Source organism: Tatumella morbirosei (genome assembly GCF_000757425.2).
Taxonomy (GTDB): domain Bacteria; phylum Pseudomonadota; class Gammaproteobacteria; order Enterobacterales; family Enterobacteriaceae; genus Tatumella; species Tatumella morbirosei.
In genome coordinates this window covers 93,720-118,310 of the sequence record NZ_JPKR02000004.1, presented here as the reverse complement: position 1 = coordinate 118,310, position 24,591 = coordinate 93,720, and the positions used below count along the sequence as shown (strand labels likewise).

The following is a 24,591-nucleotide window of genomic DNA, read 5'->3' as shown; positions in this document are numbered from 1 at the left end:
TTAGTGAATCATCATTAATTGACTCCAAAGTAAGGACGCAACGGGTTTTAGTAAAATACTTTAAAACTGGTTACTGGCTATAAAATAATGATGGTCAGTCATTTTCCCGTCATCACAACGGCACTCAGCGCCGGGATGAACATTGCGGTTTCCACAGCGGAACCTTTTTCGGTCACGGGGAATCCTCCCGATGCGTTACGTATCGCGCCAGGATCCGTGGGTATTCCTGTTCTGGAAACGGCGTTGCTTCAGGTTAGGGAAGCCATTGAGTATTCTAAAGATCTGTAATTCAGAGAAAAAAAGCCAACCTGCCGGCTGGCTTATCAGGTTATCCCAGGTATTCGATGATCGACAGCCCGGCATTGTAGTCGGTGCTGTAAATAATACCTTCTGCATCCACAAACACGTCGCAGGACTGAATGACCTTTGGCCGTCCGGGCCGTGTATCCATCATTTTTTGTGGTGCAGCAGGCACCAGTGCCCCTGTCTCTACCGGACGATACGGATTACTGATATCAAAAGCCCTGACCCCGGCATTCTGGTAGGTAGCAAAAATCAGCGTTGAACTGATAAAGCTGCCCGGCCGGTTTTCATGCAGATTATGCGGCCCGAAATGTGCCCCTTTCGCCACATAATCGGTTTCATCCGGTTGTGGAAAGGTGGAGATACTCACCGGGTTGGTCTTATCGCGGATATCAAACAACCAGATCAGTTTTTCACCGTCCTGCTGCTCATCCAGAACGGCTTCATCCAGCACCACCAGCAGGTCGCGATCCGGTAACGGTAATGCGGTGTGTGTCCCTCCGCCAAACGGCGGGCTCCAGTTGCGGTGGCTCAGCAACTGAGGCGCGGTCCGGTCTTTCACGTCCAGAATCGTCAGCCCACCATCCCGCCAGCAGCCATATGCGGTATCACCGCTGATTATCGCGTGATGCAGAGCATAGCGTTTGCCTTCCGGCCAGTCAGGCACCTCACCGGTCTGCTGATTCATCCCCGGCAACCACCATTTTCCGGCGACGACCGGCTTACGCGGGTCGGCCAGATCAATGGTCAGGAAGATATAGTCAGTAAAGCCATCAATCAGTGCCGAAACATAGGCCCAGCGGCCACCTACATACCAGATACGGTGAATTCCAATACCGTCCAGCGACAGAAAACTGATTTCCCGTGGCTGCTGTGGAGAGGAAATATCAAATATCCGCAGCCCTGCACTCCAGCCTTTATCCTGTACATCGCTCACGGTGTGACCCACCTGACGGGTGTAATAGACCTTTTCATCAGCGAAACGCACATCCGCAAACAGATCACGGGCATTAATCACCAGCAGCAGATCATCGTGGGCCTGCAAATGAACGTTCCACGTACCTGGCGGGGCTGCGACATAATTGACGTTTTTTGGCCGGGCAGGATCACGCACATCCACCACCGAAAATCCTGAAGAGACCATATGCCCGATATAAGCAAAGCCACGGTGCACCATCAACTGCACGCCGTCAGGCCTGCCGCCCTGATCGCTGTGACCAATCAGCCGCATATTGCGGCTGTAGTCGGGTTGCGGTAATGCGTTCATTCTGACCCCTTACTTTGCTTTAGCTTCCAGTGTCGCGAACCAGGGGGCGACGAAATCATTAGTTTGTCCCCAGCCAGGGATAATTTTTGCCAGGCTTGCCATATTCACCTCGCCACTCTGTTGAGTCAGCAGGGCCTGAGAGACAGATGACGCTTTAAAATCATAAGTCGCCGGAGTCTTTTCACCGGCAATTTTCAGCGCCACCAGACGGACGTTTGTTGCCCCAATCAGCTGTGGATCAACCGCCGCGGTCATCTGCCACGGGCTGTTTTTACTGTGCATCATCTGCAGGTCCTGATTGGAAATATCGATACTGTACAGTTTAATTTCGGTACGACGATTTTCCTGCAGCGCTTTATAGGCTCCCTGACTAAAGGCATCCCAGGAACCCCAGATAGCGTCAATTTTACCTTTTGGATATTTCGCCAGAATGGCTCCGACTTTATTGGCGGTATCTCCCTGAACGTCACTGGAGACAGCCCCCAGCGATTCCAGTTGTTTTATCCCCGGATTTTGTTGCAGCAGTTTCTGGTACTCTTTTTCACGACGGTCCATCGGCGGAAAGCCAGCCACCCAAAGTTTCACGATGTTGGCTTTACCGTGGAAATCTTTGACCAGTTGCCCGAAGGACATATCGGTCAGCGATGCATCGTCCTGCTGAGTTACAGTGACGCCAGGAATGTTATCCGGTACTGCGGTATCAAATACCGACACCGCAATCCCTGCTTTGACAATCTGTTTAACCAGCGCTTCAGAATAGGGAGCGCGGCCCTGCGACAAAATAATGCCGTCATACTTCTGGGTAATCGCCTGATTCACGAAGTCCTGGAAACGGGCGTCATCTCCGTTGCTCAGAAAGGTATTCACTTTAAAACCCAGCTTACGCGCCTGCTTTATGGCACCAGCCACAAACTGGGTGGTGTTATCGTCTGACCCCAGGTTGCGGATCACCGCGATACGCACTGGTCCCTGATGGTTAGCCAGAGCTGCCGGCAGCGGCGCCGGTGTTTCGGCAAAAGCCGCAGTGCTGCTAAATAAACTCAGTGCCAGTAACGAGAGTGCTATTTTTTTCATCTTCTGCCCCGAAATGTTCGCCTGTCATCAGGCTGATTATTGTGATTTTCAGAAAATAATGCAGAGAACGACTGCGGTTATTTTCCTGCAGCCCTGCCTGGTTTTTTGCTGCCTGTCCTTAACCGTCCCCCGCCAGGTCAGTAAAATCCGGTAATGCGGATTCCCTGCCGGGATATCCTTCCAAACATATATACGTCTGGATGTCTGAACGTGATACTACCTAATCCGTTCACTACTGGCTACTGCCATACGCAGTCATCCCTGTAATTTATCTGCACAGGGTGTCAGGACTGATAGCGGATAAGGCTGATACGCAAGTGATGAGTCATTTCCCGCAAAAAAACCAGGTAACAAAATGCGGTAATATCCCCGGCGCTAAGCTGCAGCGGACCGTAAGAAAGCCGGTCCGTTAGTTGATTAAAGGCGCTTTCCAGTGCCTGCGGGGTGATGTCACTACTCCCCTCCAGCCAGCGCTGACTGACCTGTTGAAGCAGCGCATCATGGCTGCTGGCTTCCCCTGGCTCCGGCAGTTTCCCGCCCTGCGATTCGAGAATCTCTTCTACACGATAGATAAGCATTTCTACCCCCCAGGCATCCACCTGGCCGTCGTTAAATAATCCGGCAGCGGCCTGCTGATAACCGCCTTGCAGCTCAGACAGTAACTGCGAGGGTGACAGATAGAATGTCACTGAATCTGCTGATACAGAAAAAATGTAACCTGACATGGTGATATCTCCGGCTTCCGGCCACGTCCTTTGCGGCTTAGCAACACTGTTTTATCGATGATTTTACGCTTCCGGCAATATACAAGCCCAACAGCCGGACTGTAAGCCGTTTATCTGCCCACAGAGCAATAAACCGGCTGACGACTCCTCAGTCCGATGGTCTCCGGTATTTTATCGCGACAGGGTGTTAGTCACTGTGGTGATGGTGGTGATGATGATAATCCGCTGAAATTGCAGGTGTTTGCCAACGTCATCATTGGCAATCAGGCAAATGCATGGAGAGGTCCAAAACTATCAGGTGACAGAAAACGCGCTACTGGAAGTCGCGCGGTCATGATCTCCACTTTCCGGCACTGCCTGTCAGTGCCGGAACATCTTCAGGCAGTGTATCCCATGACTTTCAATAACTGCTGCGCCTGTTGCACAGCTTCCTGGCGATGAGCAACCCCCAGTTTCTGATACAAATTGCGAATATGGGTTTTAATGGTGGTGGAAGCCACATCCAGTTCACCGGCAATCTGATCATTGCTGTATCCCGAATAAATCAGTCCCAACACCTGCCATTCGCGTTGTGTCAACGGGCTGGTACGAATAAGCTCCGGGACCCGGGGATTAGTCAGCAGTTTACTGACAAATCCCTCATCAAAATGGGCAAACTTATGCCGGTGATGCTGGTTAATTTCCCGTAATATCTGTTCAGCCCGCCGCAGTTCCAGTTCAGGTAACAGATTTAGCTGCATCAGCTGACGCAGTTGCTGTGCCATCATTTCGCCTTCAATCACAAAGTGACTGATAAATCCGGTACGGTTCGCCAGAGTCAGGGCTTCCATGAGAACCCGCTGAGCCTCAGTTTTCCGGCCAGTCTGCCAGTAAAGCAAATTACTCAGCAACAGGTTGCGGTTCAGATCACTTATCAACCGCAACTGTCGGGCATTCTGATTCAGCTCATCCAGCACCACTTCGGCTTCATTATATTTTTCCAGTAGAATTATAACCCTGGAGATATTTCGCCACTGTCCCTGCTGAAAATGGTTACCCGCTACCTCAGGTTTACGTGCCTGCAATAACCACTGGCGGGCGGCTGCTTTATCACCGGTCATTTGCCAGTAAATCACCAGCGGCTTATCGGTATTGGTGATCCAGTCGGTATGATACTGACCAGTTTTCAGTAGCCTCTCACAACGCTGTAAATGGTAGCTGGCATTATCAATCTGCCCCCTGGCCAGCGCGCATTTTGCCAACAGCGCAAGGCACTGTAACTGCTGTTGCGGCTGGTAGTTTTCCAGCACCGTCAGCCCTTCGCGGGCGACCTGTTCCGCATCATCCAGCCTCGACCAGGACCACAGAACCTGAGCACGTAAACGCAGTAAAAACTCATGCATTGGCAACTGCTCTAAATGCTGCTCCCTGACCAGCTCAAATGCCCGGTCCTGCATTTCATAAGCTGCCTGCAGATAGCCCTGAGCAATCAGAATCTCACTCTGTTGCAGCAATGCCCACAGAGCATAGTGATAGGCCTGATACCGCCTGGCTATCTGCTCAGTCTGCTGCATCAGTGGCAGCGCACGCACTAAATCGCCTTTACAATGCTGGATTTCCCCGGTGACCGAGGTGGCAACGATCCGGCTGTAATAACTTTCATGTGGAAGGTGCGCCAGCGCATTAGCCGCCAGCGCTTCTGCTTCTTCCTGACGACCATCGTTAATCGCCACCTGGGCACGTAATGCATTAAACCCGCCAATGACCTCCGCCGGCATATCAATATTACGTCGCTGCATTTCCGCTTCAGCACCCGTCAACAGTGCATCCACCTCAGTGTAGCGATGCTGACTTTGGGCCAGCCAGGCCTGCAGCAATACCAGTGTAGGTTCTTCAATTAATAGTTCATTCGGTAATGCGTTCAGGCACTGTTCCAGTAACCGCAACTCACTCTGGTTGAACAGCGCCCAGGCGTGCTGTAGAAGAATTTCACGTAATAAAAGTGTATCACTGGCTCTCAGCGCATGATAAATAGCCTCCGCAGGAAAGCCTTGTGCCAGCCATCCTTCGGCTGCGGCCCGGTGTATAGCCGGTAGTTCAGTGGCCAGCTCTCTCTGACAGCGTTGACGCAAAAAAGCGGCAAACAAAGGATGAAAACTGAACCATTCACCATTGTCATCCATCCGGTGGATAAACAGCCCCTGTCGCTCCAGCTCTTCCAGCCGCTGCTGTCCAAACTCACCGTTAGTCAGACGCATAATCAGAGCATCATTCATAGAACGTAACACTGAGCTGCGGAGCAGGAAGTCACGGGTGGCGCAATCTTCACGATCCATCACTTCATCAGACAGATATTCACACAAATGGCCGGCATTCAATCCTGCAAGTTTGCTGGCTGACTGACGGACAGTTTGTTGCGGGGAACCGGCAGACTGTCGGGCAGAAAACGCGATTAATTGTAACGCTGTGACCCAGCCTGCAACTTCATCACATAACTGCCGGCTGTCGCTTTGGTCAATCGGATCTTTCAGACGGTAATCAAAAAATTGCTGGGTTTCCTGGTGGTTAAATGCCAGTTGCAGGGTGGTCAGTTCCAATAACTGCTCGCGTACCCGCAGGTTAGCAATGCCCAGCGGAGGCACGGTCCGGGAGAGGATCACCAGAGAAACATTCTCCGGCTGATGACGCAAAAAGAAACGCATCGCCTCATGAATTTCTTCATTAGAGATCAGATGATAGTCATCAATAACCAACAATAATGGCCGGTGCCAGTCAGAAAGCTCGACAAACAACTGAGAAAACAGGGCCGACAGGCTGGCATACTGGAGCTTCTGGCTCATGGCTTCACTTTTAACACAATGTCCCCCACAGGCTTGCTGAATGGCAGCCATCAGATACCCGGCAAAACGCTCCGGCTGGTTATCACTTTCATCCAGAGAGTACCAGCCCAGATCATTATTACCTGCGGCCCAGTGAGAAACTAACGTTGTTTTTCCGTAACCGGCAGGGCCGGAAACCAGAGTCAAACGATACGCCGTGGCCATCGAAAGGCGCTTGAGCAGTCGTTCCCTGACCACAGTATTCTGCTGCCGCACTGGACGGCTGAGTTTAGAAGGTATCAGCATAATATCCGGCTCTTATCGCCGTCTCCGGCTTGCATCATCTTTATTTCATTAACTGAATTAATCATTTTTTTATAAATTCTACCTTTGAAATATCAATTGCAATATTGTTACGTTTTTACATATCGTTTAGTTGCTCTCCGTCACATTTTGAGCAAGGCTTTTTAGAGTCTTTATCTTCTCAGGCCAGTGTCCTTCGGCTACGCCCTGTTCCTCCTCCCTGTCTAATCGTCATCAGGAGGATGCTGCCGCCCTTCACTGGATACAGCATAGCGATAATCTATTCCAATCATGACCGATGAATGAGGCAGGTGATCAGGTGACTTTAGATAAGACGCAATTTTCAGACGCACTAAAACGCCAGTGGCAGGGCTATGGTTTGCAGCGGGCAGAAGAAATGACCCCGCATCAGTGGTGGGAGGCAACCAGTGCCGCTCTCAGTGAACTTCTTAAGGCGCAACCTTCTGAAGCAATCGCTGACCAGACACAACGCCACGTCAATTATATCTCAATGGAGTTCCTGATAGGTCGTCTGACCTCCAACAATCTGATCAATCTCGGCTGGTATCAGACCGTGGCTGAGACCCTGAAACAATATGGTGTGGAACTGGCTGATGTACTGGAACAGGAGACGGATCCGGCGCTGGGCAATGGTGGTTTAGGCCGGCTGGCCGCTTGCTTCCTGGATTCGATGGCCACCGTGGGTCAGTCTGCCACCGGCTACGGCTTAAATTATCAGTACGGCCTGTTTCGCCAGTCGTTTGACCAGGGCCAGCAACATGAAGCGCCGGATAACTGGCAACGTGAACATTACCCGTGGTTCAGCCATAACAGCGCCCTGGCGGTGGATGTGGCTTTTGGTGGCAAATTAATCCGTGACAGCCAGGGAAAAGAACAGTGGCAACCCGCCTTTACTCTGCGCGGTGAAGCCCATGATCTGCCGGTGGTAGGCTACCGTAACGGAATCAGCCAACCACTGCGGTTATGGCAGGCTACCCGTGTTCATCCGTTTGACCTTAGCCTGTTCAATGACGGCAAATTTCTGCAGGCGGAGCAGCAGGGTATCGATGCCGAAAAACTGACTAAAGTGCTCTACCCCAACGATAACCATGAAGCTGGCAAGCGCCTGCGTCTGATGCAGCAATATTTCCAGTGTGCCTGTTCCGTTGCCGATATTTTGCGCCGCCATCATAAAGCAGGACGAAAGATTGCTGATTTGCCTAAGTATGAAGTCATTCAGTTGAATGATACCCACCCGACCATTGCCATCCCTGAACTGTTGCGCATTCTGCTGGATGAGCATCAGCTGGAATGGGATGCCGCCTGGGAGATCAGCAGCCGTACTTTTGCCTATACCAACCACACTCTGATGCCTGAAGCACTTGAGCGCTGGGACGAAAAACTGGTCAAAAGCCTGCTGCCTCGCCACTTCTCGATCATCAAAACCCTGAATGCGCGGTTTAAAAAACTGGTCGAAAAACAGTGGCCCGATCAGCCGGAAATCTGGGAAAAGCTTTCTGTTCATCAGGACCGGCAGATACGCATGGCCAACTTGTGCGTGGTCAGTGGTTTTGCGGTTAATGGTGTGGCGGCCCTGCACTCAGAGCTGGTAGTGAAAGATCTGTTTCCGGAATATCACCAGCTATGGCCGAATAAATTTCACAATGTGACCAACGGCATCACACCGCGCCGCTGGCTAAAATTATGTAATCCGGCATTATCAGACCTGATTGATGAGCGACTGGGCACTCAATGGGTAGATAATCTCGATGCACTGAAAGGACTGGAAAGCGCAGTAGATGACCCTGCGTTCTGCCAGCGTTATCAGCAAATTAAGCGTGAGAATAAAGATAAGCTGGTGCAGTACGTCAAAAATGTGACCGGTCTGGAACTGAACCCGGAAGCGATGTTTGATGTGCAGATTAAACGCCTGCACGAATACAAACGCCAGCATCTGAATCTGCTGCATATTCTGTCGTTATACCGTCAACTACGGGATAATCCAAAGGCCGATATTGTGCCCCGGGTGTTCCTGTTCGGCGCTAAAGCTGCCCCGGGTTACTACCTGGCGAAAAATATTATTTATGCCATTAACAAGGTCGCTGAAAAAGTTAACCATGACCCGCAGGTTGCCGGGCGTCTTAAAGTGGTGTTTATCCCGGATTATCGGGTATCCGTCGCCGAACTGATGATTCCGGCCGCCGATCTCTCTGAGCAAATTTCCACGGCAGGTAAAGAGGCATCCGGTACCGGCAATATGAAGCTGGCGTTGAATGGTGCTCTGACTATCGGGACCCTCGATGGTGCCAATGTTGAAATCGCCGACCAGGTAGGTGAAGAGAATATCTTTATTTTTGGTCATACGGTCGATCAGGTAAAAGCATTGCAGTCTGCGGGCTATGATCCGCTCAAAATCCGCAAAAAAGATAAGCACCTCGATGCTATCCTCAGCGAACTCGAAAATGGCTTTTTCAGCGACGGAGATACCGATGCCTTCCGGCTGATGCTGGACAGCCTGCTCAGTGGCGGCGATCCCTACCTGGTGCTGGCTGACTTTGCGGCTTACTGCAAAGCCCAGCAACTCGCGGCCGATCAGTATCGTGACCGCTCCCTCTGGACCCGTAAAACGATTCTTAATACTGCCCGTGTCGGGATCTTCAGCTCCGATCGCTCTATCCGTGACTATCAGCAACGGATCTGGCAGGCAAAACGCTAAGGAGACTGCATGGACAACAAAGCACTGGAACAGGCAGCCAGAGAAGCAGGTATCTCCTCCGGCTTTATCAATGCACATGGTAAGCAACAGGAGACTGCCCCGGAAACCCGGCAAAAACTGTTAGATGCCATGAATTTTAGCCACCGCCCGGTGCCGGAATTTAGCCCGGTGCCCGGGGTACGGGTATTTACCGCCGGCGGTCGTCTGGCCCTGCCGGTCAGTGGCAACGGCGAATATCAGTGGCTGTTGCAGCAGGAGAACGTGACCCGCCAGCAGGGCCGGATCAGTGGCGAGATGACGCTGGTGCTGCCGGGAAAAATTCCCGCCGGATATCACCAGTTAACACTCTCCCGCGACGAACAACAATGGCACTGCCGGGTGATTGTCGCCCCGAAACGTTGCTTTGAGCCGGAAGCCCTGCTTTCAGGAAAAAAGCTGTGGGGAGCCTGTATTCAACTCTATACGCTACGGTCTGAGAATAACTGGGGAATTGGTGATTTCGGAGACCTCAGGCAGTTTCTGCCACAGATTGCCGAACGCGGCGGCGCATTTGTGGGCCTCAACCCCATTCACGCGCTGTATCCGGCAAATCCGACCGCGGCCAGCCCTTACAGCCCCTCTACCCGGCGCTGGCTGAATATCATTTATATCGATGTGAATGCCATCGAAGATTTCAGGCTCAGTGACGAAGCACAACAGTGGTGGGCGTTACCTCAAACCCAAAACAGGCTGAAAGCCGCACGCGCTGCTGAGTTTGTCGATTACAGTGAAGTGATGTCACTGAAACTGGCCGGTCTGCGGCTGGCGTATCAGCAGTTTGTAAAACGCCCTGCCCGGGACCCGCAGGTGAAGGATCTGGCCGCATTCAGTGAACGCGGTGGGGAAAGTCTGAGATTGCAGGCGGTATTCGATGCACTCTACCAGCACCTGGCAGAAACCCGAGGTGAAGCTCTGGGTTGGAACGACTGGCCGCAAGAGTATCATGATGCCCGTGGAAAGGCAGTACAGCAGTTCTGCGAACAACATACGCGTGAGGTCGGATTTTACTGCTGGCTGCAATGGCTGGCGGAGACTCAACTGGTCGGTTGTTATGAGGTCAGCCAGCAGCATGAAATGCCGATCGGTCTGTACCGTGATCTGGCGGTCGGGATCGTTCGCGGCGGATCAGAAACCTGGGATGATGGTGAACTGTTTTGCCTGGATGCGTCGGTCGGGGCCCCGCCAGACATTCTCGGACCGCAGGGCCAGAACTGGGATCTGCGCCCGATGGATCCCTGGGTCATGGCCCGGCGAGGCTATCAGCCGTTTATCGATATGCTGCGGGCGAATATGACCCACTGCGGGGCATTACGTATCGATCATGTGATGAACCTGCTGCGTTTATGGTGGATACCCGCCGGAGAAACCGCCGATAAAGGGGCTTATGTCCGCTATCCGGTAGATGATCTGCTGGCGATCCTCGCTTTAGAGAGCCACCGCCTCCAGTGCATGGTGATCGGTGAAGATCTTGGGACAGTCCCGGTGGAGATTGTCAGCAAGCTACGAGAATCCGGGGTGTACTCCTACAAAGTGCTGTATTTTGAACAGGATGAAGAAAACCATTTTCGTGCACCGCAGTCCTATCCTCAGCAGGCGATGGCGACCCTCACCACCCACGATCTGCCAACACTGCGTGGCTACTGGCAGGCCGATGACCTAACCCTGGGGAAAACCCTGGGCCTGTACCGTGATCAGGAAGTATTGGAGGAACTCTACGCGGACCGCGCCCGCGCCCGACAGGGCCTGCTCGATGCGCTGCATCACTATGACTGTATTCCAAAGAAAACCGGCCACCGTGCAGCATTAATGGAAATGACTCCGGTACTGAACCGTGGGCTACAGCGTTATGTCGCCGACAGTGCCTGCGCCTTACTGGGTCTGCAACCGGAAGACTGGCTGGATATGGCAACCCCGGTCAATATTCCCGGCACCAATACCGAGTATCCAAACTGGCGACGTAAACTGAGCCACACGCTTGAAGAAATATTCGCCGATGAACATATCAATAAGCTGATTAAAGACCTGGATAAACGCAGGAAAAAAGTATCGGTTGGCTAATCACTCCGGAAGAACCCGCTCTCGCGCTGTGCAGAGGCGGGTTCTTCCGACGGCTTCCCACATCTGTTTTAACCTGCCGGATAATGGCCTGTATTAATATATCGGAGTTTTGTAAATCACCGACAACGCCTGACAGTAATCTGGCACCGCCAGAATCTGGTTACTGCTAATAAACTGATCCACCGCACCGAAGGTAGGTAAGTGTTTTAATTCATGATCGCCGGTAAAACTGTTGGCAGGTATGATTTTCGGGTTGGTGAGTATGACTGGCATAAGTGATATAACGACAAAGGGACCTGTTGGCCCCTTTTAATCATAACAACCCGATCACTGTGCCTCAGAAGTCACCTTCTCTTTGCTTCTGTTCCTGAAGAATTCGTGAGTTTCACGCATCCTTTCAGCCTTGAGCCGGATAGCTTCTTCCAGTGACAGTGGCTGTTTACGGGTCTTCTTAGGTTTATAATTCAATAACATAACCTCTTCCCTCTGGTTCCAGATTACTGTGAATCTGTTTAATTTTGTATTTGAATCTTTGCCTGAGTCGCATCATCGCTATAGTGTAAAGTCTGGATAATTCAGGCGAGTATGCAAGAAACATATAACAGTATGGCTTGTGTTTAGTGTAATGCCGCACAATAGCCTGGTCAATTATTGTACTCAGCTTATGAGCATTGTTCGAGTCCGGAGGTGCAAAACTACGACCACTCTCTATGTTGCTCACCAGATCAAACGCAATTTCGTAACATCCACCAATGCGATTGACAAATGTAGGACGAATGCCGGTCAAAATGCCTTCGGGAATGTCTATAAACGAATCGAAGTATTCTACAACTTCATTAAAATGAATTTCGTACTCATACGGATACACCTCCACCAAATATATCATCCTGTGCCGACCCTCCGGCATACCTGCCTGAACTTTATCGAAAATAGTCATAGAATTAAGATCGTCCATGTTCGAAACTATCATCCTGATTGTCAGAATTGGTTATCTAAGTAGGCTGGTACCACGCTTTCCATAACGTCACACCATGCTCCGACAAAATCGACGAATACCGGGGTTGATTATATTCTTCACAACCGCCGGAAGGCGAAACAGCGGCATTTTTGCGTTTTGGTTCACAACATTATTAGCTCACCGCTGTCGGGTTGCCTGCCGGAACCACTGCCCTGCCACTGCTGCGTCTGGAGGGACGAAATAGTGTCATCCCCCGACCTGGGGTAAACGCATAGGTTGCCCTCCGGTAGCCAGTGAGTTGTTCTCTGAACCAGGCAAGTATTGATAAAAAAAGCGACCGTTACCGGTCGCCGAAGTGGAGGAAATTCACAAGTCATACACCCATTGCTGAGATTAAGCGCAATTCATTTTACCGGTCAGCCTTTAACACCTCCGGCCGTCAGACCGCCCACCAGCCAGCGCTGAGCTATCAGGAACACCGCCGTAATCGGAATGGCCGATAATATGGCCGCTGCGGCAAAATCACCCCACAGATAGTTCTGCGGATTCAGGTATTGCTGCATGCCCACCGCCAGCGTATAGCTGTTGACATCTCGTAGCAGCAACGATGCGACCGGCACCTCGGTAATCGCCCCGATAAACGACAGAATAAATACCACCGCCAGAATCGGCACGGATAAGGGTAACAATACCAGCCGGAAAGCCTGCCACGGGGTGGCACCATCCAGTGCCGCCGCCTCTTCCAGCGAACCGTCAATGGTTTCGAAATACCCCTTAATAGTCCAGACATGCAGAGCAATGCCCCCCATATAGGCGAAGATCACGCCACCATGGGTATTCAGCCCAAGGAACGGAATATAATTCCCCAGCCGGTCAAACAACGCGTACAGAGCAACCAGTGACAGGACAGCAGGGAACATCTGAAAAATCAGCATCGCTTTCAGCACCGGGCTTTTGCCACGAAATTTCATCCGGGCAAATGCATAAGCCGCCGTGGTGGAAAGTGCCACTATCCCAACTGCGGTAATCCCCGCGATCTTGACCGAATTCCACAGCCAGAGCAGTACCGGGAACGGTGGTGGCGTCACCGAACCATCACTGTTCGTCACGGCGATCCCCAGAGCCAGCTTCCAGTGATCCCAGGAGATATGCTCCGGGATCAGGCTGCCGGTGGCGAAATTGCCGGGCCGCAGTGAGATAGCAAACACCATCAGCAAAGGAAACAGGATCAGCGCCAGAAAGCACAATAACAGCAGATGAGTCACCAACAGCCTGACTTTCTGTGATTTGGGTTTAACCATAGGCATAACCGGCCCCTCCTTAATCAAATTTCATACGTGTGGCTTTCAGATTCACCAGTGCCAGCACACCCACCAGCAGGAAAATCAGCGTAGCCACCGCCGCAGCCAGCCCGAAGTCCTGACCACCGCCCCCTTCAAAAGCAATACGGTAGGTGTAGCTGACCAGCAGATCGGTATGCCCTGCCGGTGTGGTGGTACCCAGCATATCCGGTCCCCCATTGGTCAGCAGTTGGATCAGGACAAAGTTATTAAAGTTAAACGCAAAACTGGCGATCATCAGTGGCGTCAAAGGTTTGATCAGCAGGGGAAAAGTGATCCGCAGGAAATTTTGTAACGGTGTAGCCCCGTCCATCGCTGAGGCCTCATACAGATCATCCGGGATCGCTTTCAGCAGCCCCATACACAGGATCATCATATAAGGGTAACCCAGCCAGGTATTAACGATGACTATCATGGTTTTTGCTGTCAGCGGATCGCTGAACCATGAAGGTTTAATGCCGAACAGTGCATTGAGCATCAGGTTAATCTCACCAAAGCTCTGGTTAAACAACCCCTTGAAAATCAGTATGGAAATAAACGCCGGTACCGCATAAGGCAGGATCAGCAACATGCGATACAGTGCTTTCCCCTTCAGCTCTTCCCATTGCACCACGCAGGCCAGCACCATACCCACAGCCACGGTAAATACCACCGTCAGCAATGAAAATACAACCGTCCAGATAAAAATGGAGACAAAAGGCTGACGAATCCCTTCATCTTCAAACACCCGCAGGAAGTTACCCCAACCAATGCCCACGGTATATCCGGGGCTGAGTTTTTCCGCCTGCCATTGCCCCTGACTATCCACGGCCTGATAAAAACCGGTGTTCGGATTAGGCCGGTAGAGTGTACCCGTCTGGACGTTGGTCAGTTGCTGGTTTTCGTTGTTCAACCGGTACAACGGCCGAGTACCGGAGAACTGGCGTAGCGAGCTCATACGCAGAGTTTCACCGTCCGGCAATTGAACGACCAGTTTACCCAGCGCCAGCCGGTTTTGGGTGATCACCCGTAACCCGGCTTTCTCGCTGGCCGGCAATGCCTGCGCCGTGACGGTAACATTCTGTGCCTCAGAGTTCTTCAGGCTGAATGGCGCCGATAGCAGCACCTGCGGGTTGTCGTCAGAAGTCAGTGCGATTTGCCACTTCTCTCCCGCCGGATATAAACCAAAAGTAAATGTCTTCCCGCCCTGAAATTCGCGGCTCAGTAATACCGACTGAGCACGTTCAAAGGTTAACTGGTTTGTGCTGCTGTAATTAGTGAAAGCTATCGCGATAGTACAGACCAACGGGAACAGGACAAACAGAGACATCCCTGCCAGCCCCGGATAGAGATAGCGCCACGAATAGGCATGGCGGTTCGCATAAATATACAGCCCGGCACCGGAGATAATCAGTGTCACTATGGCAAACAGATACTCACCCTGCGCATACATCAGCACGATCAGATAGCCGGTGATGCAGGCGAGAATGGCAAGAATCAGCCATTTCAGCACAACACCTGACGGGCTTTTTTTGGCTACTGGCATAAGAGCATCCTTGTGGAAGCACTGCACACCCCTGAGGCTGTGCAGTGTATTTCTTTATCTGAAACTCACCGTTCAGCGCGGTGTATTATTTAACGATACGTGTCTGTGCATCTTTCAGCGCCTGATCGACCGTCTGACGACCATTGATCGCATTGAGGATCGCGCTGCGCTCTGCATACCAGAAGTTACTCATCTGCGGGATGTTGGGCATAATTTCACCATTTTTCGCATTCGCCATGGTGGCAGAAATCCGCGGATCTTTTTCCAGTTGCTGCTGATAAGATTTCAGTGCGACAGCGCCCAGCGGCTTATCTTTATTCATCGTCGCCAGACCGTCATCGGTGATCAGATAGTTTTCAATAAACTCTTTAGCCAGTTCTTTGTTCGGGCTGGCAGCATTGATACCCGCCGTCAGGACACCGACGAAAGGTTTTGAAGGTTTCCCCCCAAAAGTAGGCAGCAGGGTGACCGCGTAATTAATTTTGCTCTTATCCAGGTTCGCCCATGACCAGGGACCATCAATGGTCATGGCTGTCTGGCCCTTATTAAAGGCGGCTTCGGCAATCGAATAGTCGGTATCCGCATTGATATGTTTGTTTTTCACCATATCGAGAATAAATTGCAGGCCCGCTTTAGATCCCGCGTTATCGACCCCGGTATCTTTGACATTATATTTGCCGTTCTCGAATTTAAAGGCATAGCCACCATCAGCCGCAATAATTGGCCAGGTGAAGAACGGTTCCTGCAGGTTCCACATAATGGCGCTTTTACCCTTCGCCCTTAACTGAGTATCCAGTGCCGGAATTTCTTCCCAGGTTTTTGGGGCCTGTTTAATAATGTCTTTGTTATAAATCAGCGACAGCGCTTCCACAGCGATCGGATAGCCAATCAGCTTGCCGTTATAGGTCACTGCATCCCAGGTGAACGGAAACAGTTTGTCTTTGAACTTCTGATCCGGGGTGATCTCTGCCAGCAAACCGGACTGGGCATAGCCACCGAACCGGTCATGTGCCCAGAAAATAATGTCCGGACCATTACCGGTCGCCGCGACCTGTGGATATTTCTCTTCCAGCTGGTCCGGATGTTCCACAGTGACACTGATGCCGGTGTCTTTCTCGAACTTTTTCCCGACTTCTGCCAGGCCGTTATACGCTTTATCGCCGTTAATCCAGATAACCAGCTTTCCTTCTTCTATTTTGGCGAAAGCCGAAGATGACAGCACCAGTGTAGCCAGCGCTGAAAGAGCCAGAGAGTGTTTAATTGTCCTGATGCTGAGGGCCATAATCCAATCCTTCTGTTACCTGAGTGAACTCAGAGGTTGCGTCATACCCGGGTATGACAGGTTCTGAATCAAGTGTGAATTTATCCCATCGGCGGTTCATCATCCCCCGACCTACGCCCCCATCACTCAGAATGTGATCCGGGCTGCATTCTCTGAGGTTCTGTGCTGTGACACACAAAAACACACCGTCCTTTTTGCAGGTCTGATCACGAATTTGCTTAGCACAAGGAACTTTCAGACAGCTGCGCGATTCCCTCATCCTCCCTTCTCCTCCCCCCTGAAAAATTTTGTTACGGATGATTACGCCTGGTCTTGAATGCTGCACTGTTCATTACATAACGTTCCAGGCTGTCTGCGAATTGCTGCCAGCGAAATCAGGAGATTAGGATGGCGAGTGTTTCCTTAGACGGCGTGTACAAATCCTACGGAGAAACCGTCATCTCCAGAGATATCACTCTGGAGATTGAAGAGGGGGAATTTGTCGTTCTGGTAGGACCTTCAGGCTGTGGAAAATCGACCATCCTGCGGATGATTGCCGGCCTGGAAGATATTACTGCCGGCGAGCTGAAAATTGCCGGCCAGCGGATGAATGAAACCCCTCCAGCCGACCGGGGGATAGGCATGGTGTTTCAGTCTTATGCACTCTACCCGCACCTGACGGTGGCAGAGAATATGTCATTTGGTCTGAAGCTGGCTGGTACCAAAAAATCAGAAATAGCACAACGGGTGAATCAGGTGGCAGAAGTGTTACAGCTGGCTCATCTGCTGGACAGACGTCCGAAAGCGCTGTCTGGCGGGCAACGTCAGCGGGTCGCCATAGGCCGTACCCTGGTTGCTGAACCTTCGGTATTTCTGCTGGATGAACCTCTGTCGAACCTCGATGCCGCACTGCGGGTGCAAATGCGTATCGAGATTTCGCGTCTGCATAAGCGTCTGAAACGCACCATGATTTACGTCACCCATGATCAGGTAGAAGCCATGACACTGGCCGACAAAATCGTGGTACTGGATGCCGGGCAGATAGCGCAGATTGGTAAACCTCTGGCCCTGTATCACTATCCGGCCAACCGCTTTGTCGCCGGGTTTATTGGCTCACCAAAAATGAATTTCCTGCCCGTGAAAGCGACCGCCGCCGAGGCCCGGCGGGTCGAGGTCGAGCTGCCAAACCGGCAACGGATCTGGCTGATGGTGGAAGGCCATGACATTACCCCGGGCAGTAATCTTTCGCTGGGTATTCGCCCTGAACATCTGCTACCCGGCGATGCGGCGGAGGTCACCCTCTCCGGCGAAGTCCAGGTCGCAGAACGGCTCGGTAACGAAACACAAATCCACATCCAAATTCCGGCAATTCGTCAAAACCTGGTCTATCGCCAGAATGACGTGGTGCTGGCAGAAGAAGGTGCAACATTCACTATCGGTCTACCGCCACACCGCTGCCATTTGTTTCGTGAAGACGGAACAGCCTGTCGGCGGTTACACCCGGAACCCGGTGTATGAAAGCACGCGATCCCTACAGGAGATTAATGATGATAACAATGCGTAGTTCTTCCCTGGCTCTGGCAGTGGCCGCCGGTATCCTTTCTACACAGGCAATGGCCGTGGATTTTAGTGGTTATGCCCGTTCCGGAATTGGTTTTAGCAGTAAAGGAGGCGATCAACAATGTTTCCAGACCACCGGGGCCGGCAGTAAATATCGTCTGGGTAACGAATGTGAAACCTATGCTGAATTAAAGCTGGGCCAGGAGATGTGGAAACAGGGCGATAAAAGCTTCTATTTTGATACCAATGTCGCCTATTCCGTGTCACAGGACAATGACTGGGAATCCACTGACCCTGCATTCCGTGAAGCCAATATTAAAGGTAAAAACCTGATCGACTGGTTACCGGGCTCCACTTTGTGGGCCGGTAAGCGTTTCTACCAGCGTCATGATGTTCATATGATAGACTTCTACTACTGGGATATTTCAGGTCCTGGAGCCGGTCTGGAAGATGTCGATCTGGGCTTTGGTAAACTGTCTTTGGCGGTCACCCGTAGTACCGAAAGCGGTGGTTCTTATGGCTATATTGCCAATCAGCGTAACGAGGTCGCCACCACCAATAACACCTTTGACGTACGTCTGGCCGGCCTGGAAACTAACCCGGGCGGCGTTCTGGAGCTGGGGGTCGATTACGGTCGTGCCGATGCCCGTAAAGGCTATCACCTGGCAGATGGTGCCACCAAAGACGGTGTCATGTTCACCGCAGAACATACCCAGAGCATCTTCAACGGTTATAACAAATTTGTCGTGCAGTACGCCACTGACGCAATGACCGATTCAGCTACCGGTAACTCCATCGGTAAGTCTCAGGGTTCAAGTATTAATAACGACGGTCATATGATCCGTCTGATCGATCACGGCGCCATCGACTTTAATGATACCTGGAGCATGATGTACGTGGCGATGTATCAGAATACCGATCGCGATAACAATAACGGAACCACCTGGTATACCGTCGGTGTACGCCCGATGTATAAATGGACGCCTATCATGAGTACGTTGCTGGAAGTCGGCTATGACAATGTGAAATCACAGCGTACCGGCGAACGCAATGACCAGTACAAAATCACCCTGGCACAACAATGGCAGGCAGGCAGCAGTATCTGGTCCCGTCCGGCCATTCGTATCTTTGGTACTTATGCTAACTGGAACGAAAAATGGGGTTACAACACCGATTCCGGAGTTAACAACGGTTTAGCCATGAGCGACACCAGTACTACCACCTATAGCCGCGGTAAAAACAACGAATTTGCCTTCGGCGCCCAGATGGAAGTTTGGTGGTAACCCGCATTCTGCTGTCAGTTGCGGATGACATCTCAGTATATAGCTAATCAACCAGGAGACGGGCCGGCAGGCTGTCGTTGGGGTCACTGCCGGTCGTATTCGTCTCTCTAAGGAAGCCATCATGAAAAAAAGTTTGCTGTTCCTGTGTCTGTCATTGGTCCTGGGTGGGGCCACACCGTCACTGGTCTCTGCTGCAGAAAATACGGCAAATACTGCGCCGGAAATTTCCGGCCAGACACTGCATAATTTAGCCTGGACGCCGCTGGTCCCGCCGGTCACCCAGGAAATTACCCTCGGAACATCATCACCGGAAATTAATCAGGGTGATATTCGTGGCGCGGTCGCCGCATTCGCCTTACCGGCCGACAGAGGATCGCTGGAGATTACGCTTTCCAGCATTGCGACTGCTAAATCGGTTTATGCGCCGAATGTATTAATCCTCGACGAACAGATGCGCCCTGCCGCATTTTATCCGTCTGAATACTTTACCTACCAGAAACCCGGTATTGCTTCAGGGGACCGGCTGGAAGGTGTGCTTAAACTGACCCCGGCGTTGGGGCAAAAACAAATTTACCTGCTGGTGTATACCACCACCCGGGATCTGTCTGCTACCACCACCCTGCTGAATCCGGCAAAAGCCTTTGCCGCTGGTGTCGGCAATGCGGTACCTGATATTCCGGACCCGGTGGCCCGCCATACCACCACCGGAACACTGAGCCTGAAAGTCAGTGCCGAGCAAAGTACCGGTAATGTCACTATTGGCCAGTTCTTCCCACCTTCTGCTCCGGCATCTGCTGCTGCACCTGTCGTCGTGGGTAACTCACGGCCAACCGCAGCCCCGGCGACCCCCGTAAAACCTGATGAGCCAATGCTGACTGATTCAGAAAGCTACTATAATACGGCCATTAAAAAGGCAGTGGCGGCAGGTGATGTAGATAAAGCTTTAAAACTGTTGGATGAAGCGGAACGGCTGGGGTCGAAAACAGCACGCAAAACCTTTATCGACAGTGTGAAACACTGATAAGAGGTCGGCCGGGAAACCGGCCGCCCCTCTGGCATTAGTGCAGACAGCACTGTTTAAATTTCTTACCACTGCCACAAGGGCATGGATCATTACGCCCGGCCTTGATTTCAGCAATAAACGGCTGATTCACCACCGCAACCTCGTCGGTACGTAAATCAAACCAGTAGTGATGCAAGGCTAATGCTGTGGGGCGAATCGCATCGATGCTGGTGTCGAATTCATCCGGACTCAGTTGGTCAAGCTTATCAAAATTCTCTTCCCGGCCATGCAAGGCAATCGCGTCGAGCGACAGCTGCAGGTTTTCCGGCAATGCCGGCCACTGGCCCAGCGCCACACCGCGCAGATAACCAAAGCACCATTCTTCAACAATGGTAAACTCCTGGCCTTCGACTTCACGGGTCCCAAACAACGGCTCGAACTGATCCGGATAATCCGTCAGACGCTGATCGATATCATCCATATGCTGGAAGGTCAGCGTCATAAAACGCTCCATTTCCCGCTCAGAACTCCAGTGCGGCACCTTTAACGCTCCGCCCCACACCTCAACCAGCCAGCGTTCCGGCTCGACCATGACCGGTCCGGAAAGAATTGCCGTCAGCAATCCATCCAGCCCCGACACATCCAGCACGGAATCTTCATCACCATACTTCATGAAGATATCATCCAGCCATTCCAGCTCTTTCTCTGTCAGGGGACCTTGTGTCATTACCTGCTACCTCATTTCTGCTGCCGGCAGTATACCGGCGTCTTAAAGGGGTAAGTATAACAGCAGACACCAGAACTGAGGGGACTACCCTGTCGTGGGTAACAACTGCCTGCGGACAATAGTCTGGTTCGTGCAACCTTACGGGGCATAGATGTCTGCGTCTGTTCATCCAATCCCGATACCTGGAATCTCCGGTCACCATAGCCTTAATGCAGCGGCTGTAGCGGGCTCTGATAGCCGCCACCTAACGCCTGGATCAGACTAATATCGGTAGTCATTTGCTGCATGCGCATATCGGTGAATAGCAACTGTTGGCTCAGAGCCGTACGCTGTGCTTCCCGGCTGGCATACAGGCTGAGCAGACCTCGCCGGTAATGGGCTTGTGCACTATCAGCCCCCACCTGAGCTGCCGCCACTTTTTGTTGCTGCATCGACAGTTGTTGATTCAACGAATCGAGCTGTTGTGAACTGACAGCCACATCACGGACGGCATCTAATACTGCCTGGTTATACTGTTTTATCAGGACATTGCTGGCGGTGCGGGCCGACTGCAGATGAGCATTGAGCGCCCCGCCATTGAATAACGGCAGATACAATCCCGGCAAAATATTAATTTGCTGGAAAGAGTATTTAAACAGGTCTCCGACACTCAGGGCGTTGTAACCCCAGAACGCCTTAATATCGAAATGTGGATAGAAAGCCATTTTTGCCGCATCCACTCTGCTGAGTGAGGCCAGGACATATCCTCGTAATGCCTGCAGATCGGGACGTCTGGACAATAGCTGATACGATAATTCCCGCGGCAATCCCTGTTGATGCAGAGGCCAGGGGCGGGGATGAAGAGACGCTAAACTTGCCGACCCCGAACCGGCTCCCATTAATGCCCGCAATGTCTCCCGTGCTGAGGCTAAATCCGTTTCAGCACTCAACAATTGCTGTTGTGCAGACAGCAATTCACTGTGAGCGCTGGCTAATGCCACATCATCCTCAAGCCCGCGCGCGACCCGTTCCTGATGCGCCTCAACCGAAAAACGACTAATCGCTTCCTGCTGTTTTAGCAGGGCAATACGTTGCCAGCTGGTCTGCATCGAAAAATAGAGCTGAGCAATATTGGCAGCGACAGCCTGCTCCGTCGCTGCAGTTTCCGCAAGCCGGGCATTCTTTTCGCCAATCGCCGCCGCGACCCGGGCTTTATCTTCCCCCCATAAGTCAACGTTCATCGATGCGCCGACCCCAACCGTATTCAGTGTATACCACGGACCAGACTTGTTTTCCGGTAATGAGAATGAATAAGGCCAGGTAAATGAGCGCTGGCTGGTACGTAGCCGGTTCTGAGCGGCCACCGCCGTGGCCTGCAATCCAGAGACAGAATGTGCCAGATCGATATTCGCCTGTGACTGAGCAACCTGCAACCGGGCCGCCTGCACTGTGGGAGAATTTTGCAACGCTTCGCGGATCAACATATTCAGTTGTGGGTCATGGTATTTTTCCCACCAACTGCTCTGCGGCCAGCCGCTGTCAGCCAGATGGATAACTGACGATAATTCTGCCTGCTGTGGATTAATGATGGCTACTTCCCCCGGGTCATGGCGAAAGAATGAACAGCCATTCAGTAACAACAGCCCGGCGCAGCTCAGGGCTGCTAACCGGACAATGCGTGATAACCGAAGAATCAGTGTCATGGTTTGATTGTCCCACCCATCGGGACGCGATGGTGACTGTTCCCTCCCCATACCGGTAATGCACGAATGGCCAGGGCTAATGGCTGACTATAGGGGTTACCGTCTGCCGCAGGTAACTTCGGGTAACTCTTATCTGTCGCCTGCTCAATCTGCGCAGCATATTTTTTTAATACTGGCGCACACTGGCGTAAAAAATCTGGCGAATCATGGCTGTACAACCGATAGCCTTCACAGAGCCGCATAATTTCCTGCGCCCCGGCAAAACTTTTTTCCACCGGCCACTCCCTGAGTTCGGGGTACGGATAGGCCCGTGCCGAAACCGGCTCAGCAGAAACACGATTCAATAAATTTTCTGTCGCCAGCAGAGACTGATAAAACGGCCCCCACTGACGCTGATGAAATGCTTTATCCTCCGCCATCTCTTCAGCAAGCCGACGAAATAACTGACTGAGTTGTTGTTTTAGTTTCATGGCTTCGCTTTCCGGCCAAAGATATACATGGATGACTGAAGACACCAGTACCCCTAACAAAATACCAATCACCCGGTCCCGCAGTTCAGTCAGGTTATACAACGGCCCAAACCAGTCGAGAAAGGCTAAAGCAAAGGTGAAGGCAATTTGTATGCCGGCATAAGCAATTCTTTCCGACCCACCGGCAATCCATCCGGATAACGCCATCACGGGCAACACCATGACCAGCAATCCAGTGACTGAAGCAAGATTCGGCTGAACAATAATCATCAGCCCCAGAGCCAGAAGGGTCGCCAGTAATGCCCCTGCAATTCTTAACCAGGTTTTTTGCATCGTGGCTCCCAGTCCTGGCTGTGCCACAATCACACAACTCAGCATAATGGTGTGAATTCCCTCCCAGTCGGTGGCCGTATAAAACAGATAGCACAGCAGGGTCGCCAGCAGGGTTTTCAGTGCGAATTGTGGATACACCGGATTAGTCCAGGCATCCGATGCCATTAACGGTGGTTTTTCGACGGGATATGTCGGCAACTCCACCGACTCTCCTGCCGACAGGCGGGTACAGGTCATGGCCAACTGATGTAAAACCACATCATCTCCACGGATCCCGGGGGCTGTCGGTAGTTCACTGTCGGGGTAGTCAGGGCGACTGCACAGCGCGGCGATTTGCCGCAGATAGCCACTCAGTTCCGCTGCCAGAGCTTGCCGGTTCTGGTCCGGGTCCCGGGGAGATATCAACATCGTCAGATAATAACACTGAGCCGCGGCAGCCATTGTCATATGCCAGCGCTCCTGGTGCCGACGAAAAGCGGCGGAAGAGCGACAGGCGAGATTAAAAAGTTGCTGTAATCTGGAAAACTGTTTTGCCACATCAGTTGCCCCGACAGGATTCGTCGCCTGAGTGGTCTGCTGGTAACGATTGAGCTGCCAGGCACAGTCACTGAAATCTTTAGCCAGCTGTTGCCTGAACTGATAGTCGGGATAAGACTGACGAAAGCAGGCATTAACCAACAGAGTCACTAAAACCGCAGTATTCGCCGCCACCCACAGCCAGAGAACCATACGGATAAGCAGTTCGGCGTTACCCGTCATCGAGGGAAAGGTCTGAGCAAAGATCACCGACAGTGCAATAATAAAAAAAGCCAGCCCCGCCTTACCAAAAATACGCATGCAAAACATTGCAGCGAAAAATAATAATGAAGAACAGACCAACCTCACCAGCGGGTATTCGTAGGTGAACTTCAGCATCAGCACTATGATGCCAATAACCACACTCAGCAACAGGAAAAACGCGATACTCAGCATGCTGATAGTTACTACATTTGACTGACTGAGATAAAACGCCACGATAATAGCGACTGCCAATAACGGGATGTGTAACGACATAAACAACAGGATCAATACGCCACAGGTCAGGGTCAGTCGTAGCGCATAACTCCCGCGGCCGGTTGTGGGCTTAAGCTCCCGTTGCAGGAATTTGCCTAAGGATTCTCTCATTG

18 protein-coding genes are annotated in these 24,591 nt (G+C 51.9%); 6 read left to right on the top strand and 12 right to left on the bottom strand.

Translation table 11 applies throughout. The annotated features are described in order from the left end of the window. Nucleotides 1–87 precede the first annotated feature (87 nt). The gene (locus tag HA49_RS11850; protein ID WP_038017619.1) at nucleotides 88–288 is read left to right on the top strand and encodes a hypothetical protein; all 201 of its coding nucleotides are present in this window, start codon (nucleotides 88–90) and stop codon (nucleotides 286–288) included. 40 nt (nucleotides 289–328) lie between these two features. On the opposite strand, the gene HA49_RS11845 is transcribed toward HA49_RS11850, so the two are convergent. The 4 genes from HA49_RS11845 to malT all read right to left on the bottom strand — a co-directional run bounded on the left by HA49_RS11845 (nucleotide 329) and on the right by malT (nucleotide 6,473). Then, nucleotides 329–1,570 (bottom strand): LVIVD repeat-containing protein, encoded by a 1,242-nt coding sequence (locus HA49_RS11845; protein ID WP_038017615.1) that lies wholly within the window; start codon nucleotides 1,568–1,570, stop codon nucleotides 329–331. A gap of 9 nt (nucleotides 1,571–1,579) precedes the next feature. Continuing rightward, the gene (locus HA49_RS11840; RefSeq protein WP_038017612.1) at nucleotides 1,580–2,644 is read right to left on the bottom strand and encodes a sugar ABC transporter substrate-binding protein; all 1,065 of its coding nucleotides are present in this window, start codon (nucleotides 2,642–2,644) and stop codon (nucleotides 1,580–1,582) included. Nucleotides 2,645–2,928: 284 nt separating this feature from the next. Beyond that, nucleotides 2,929–3,369 (bottom strand): hypothetical protein, encoded by a 441-nt coding sequence (locus HA49_RS11835; RefSeq protein ID WP_052752485.1) that lies wholly within the window; start codon nucleotides 3,367–3,369, stop codon nucleotides 2,929–2,931. A gap of 377 nt (nucleotides 3,370–3,746) precedes the next feature. Beyond that, complete coding sequence (gene malT / locus HA49_RS11830) at nucleotides 3,747–6,473, bottom strand: HTH-type transcriptional regulator MalT (protein ID WP_038017609.1); 2,727 nt, start codon at nucleotides 6,471–6,473, stop codon at nucleotides 3,747–3,749. A gap of 295 nt (nucleotides 6,474–6,768) precedes the next feature. Between malT and malP the strand changes: the two genes are divergently transcribed. Then, nucleotides 6,769–9,186, top strand: a complete 2,418-nt coding sequence (gene malP / locus HA49_RS11825) for a maltodextrin phosphorylase (RefSeq protein ID WP_046791803.1) — start codon at nucleotides 6,769–6,771, stop codon at nucleotides 9,184–9,186. A gap of 9 nt (nucleotides 9,187–9,195) precedes the next feature. Beyond that, the gene (gene malQ / locus HA49_RS11820) at nucleotides 9,196–11,283 is read left to right on the top strand and encodes a 4-alpha-glucanotransferase (protein WP_038017606.1); all 2,088 of its coding nucleotides are present in this window, start codon (nucleotides 9,196–9,198) and stop codon (nucleotides 11,281–11,283) included. Nucleotides 11,284–11,610: 327 nt separating this feature from the next. Here the strand turns inward: malQ and HA49_RS21455 are convergent, their stop codons facing one another. From HA49_RS21455 to malE, 5 genes are all read right to left on the bottom strand, one after another. Then, nucleotides 11,611–11,757 carry a hypothetical protein gene (locus tag HA49_RS21455; RefSeq protein ID WP_156994635.1) on the bottom strand — a complete coding sequence of 49 codons (147 nt, stop codon included), beginning with the start codon at nucleotides 11,755–11,757 and terminating at the stop codon, nucleotides 11,611–11,613. Further along, nucleotides 11,741–12,238, bottom strand: coding sequence for a hypothetical protein (locus tag HA49_RS11810; RefSeq protein WP_038017600.1), 498 nt, complete (start codon nucleotides 12,236–12,238; stop codon nucleotides 11,741–11,743). The genes HA49_RS21455 and HA49_RS11810 overlap by 17 nt, the downstream gene beginning before the upstream one ends. A gap of 419 nt (nucleotides 12,239–12,657) precedes the next feature. Beyond that, nucleotides 12,658–13,548 (bottom strand): maltose ABC transporter permease MalG, encoded by an 891-nt coding sequence (gene malG / locus HA49_RS11805; protein WP_046791802.1) that lies wholly within the window; start codon nucleotides 13,546–13,548, stop codon nucleotides 12,658–12,660. Between the two features lie 13 nt (nucleotides 13,549–13,561). Next, nucleotides 13,562–15,106, bottom strand: a complete 1,545-nt coding sequence (malF, locus tag HA49_RS11800; protein WP_038017597.1) for a maltose ABC transporter permease MalF — start codon at nucleotides 15,104–15,106, stop codon at nucleotides 13,562–13,564. 85 nt (nucleotides 15,107–15,191) lie between these two features. Next, nucleotides 15,192–16,388, bottom strand: a complete 1,197-nt coding sequence (gene malE / locus HA49_RS11795) for a maltose/maltodextrin ABC transporter substrate-binding protein MalE (protein ID WP_038017594.1) — start codon at nucleotides 16,386–16,388, stop codon at nucleotides 15,192–15,194. Between the two features lie 387 nt (nucleotides 16,389–16,775). Here malE and malK point away from each other — a divergent pair, with 387 nt between their 5' ends. The 3 genes from malK (at nucleotide 16,776) to malM (ending at nucleotide 20,231) form a co-directional block, all read left to right on the top strand. Then, nucleotides 16,776–17,885, top strand: a complete 1,110-nt coding sequence (gene malK, locus HA49_RS11785; protein ID WP_038017589.1) for a maltose/maltodextrin ABC transporter ATP-binding protein MalK — start codon at nucleotides 16,776–16,778, stop codon at nucleotides 17,883–17,885. Between the two features lie 29 nt (nucleotides 17,886–17,914). Beyond that, nucleotides 17,915–19,210 carry a maltoporin gene (locus HA49_RS11780; RefSeq protein ID WP_038017587.1) on the top strand — a complete coding sequence of 432 codons (1,296 nt, stop codon included), beginning with the start codon at nucleotides 17,915–17,917 and terminating at the stop codon, nucleotides 19,208–19,210. A gap of 121 nt (nucleotides 19,211–19,331) precedes the next feature. After that, nucleotides 19,332–20,231 (top strand): maltose operon protein MalM, encoded by a 900-nt coding sequence (gene malM, locus HA49_RS11775; RefSeq protein ID WP_038017585.1) that lies wholly within the window; start codon nucleotides 19,332–19,334, stop codon nucleotides 20,229–20,231. Between the two features lie 37 nt (nucleotides 20,232–20,268). On the opposite strand, the gene HA49_RS11770 is transcribed toward malM, so the two are convergent. From HA49_RS11770 to HA49_RS11760, 3 genes are all read right to left on the bottom strand, one after another. Beyond that, nucleotides 20,269–20,940, bottom strand: a complete 672-nt coding sequence (locus tag HA49_RS11770; protein WP_038017584.1) for a YecA/YgfB family protein — start codon at nucleotides 20,938–20,940, stop codon at nucleotides 20,269–20,271. Between the two features lie 206 nt (nucleotides 20,941–21,146). Continuing rightward, a complete protein-coding gene (locus HA49_RS11765) occupies nucleotides 21,147–22,622 on the bottom strand; it encodes an MdtP family multidrug efflux transporter outer membrane subunit (RefSeq protein WP_038017583.1) in 1,476 nt (491 codons plus the stop codon). Next, the gene (locus HA49_RS11760; RefSeq protein WP_038017582.1) at nucleotides 22,619–24,589 is read right to left on the bottom strand and encodes an FUSC family protein; all 1,971 of its coding nucleotides are present in this window, start codon (nucleotides 24,587–24,589) and stop codon (nucleotides 22,619–22,621) included. Before HA49_RS11760 ends, HA49_RS11765 begins: the two co-directional genes overlap by 4 nt. Nucleotides 24,590–24,591 lie beyond the last annotated feature (2 nt).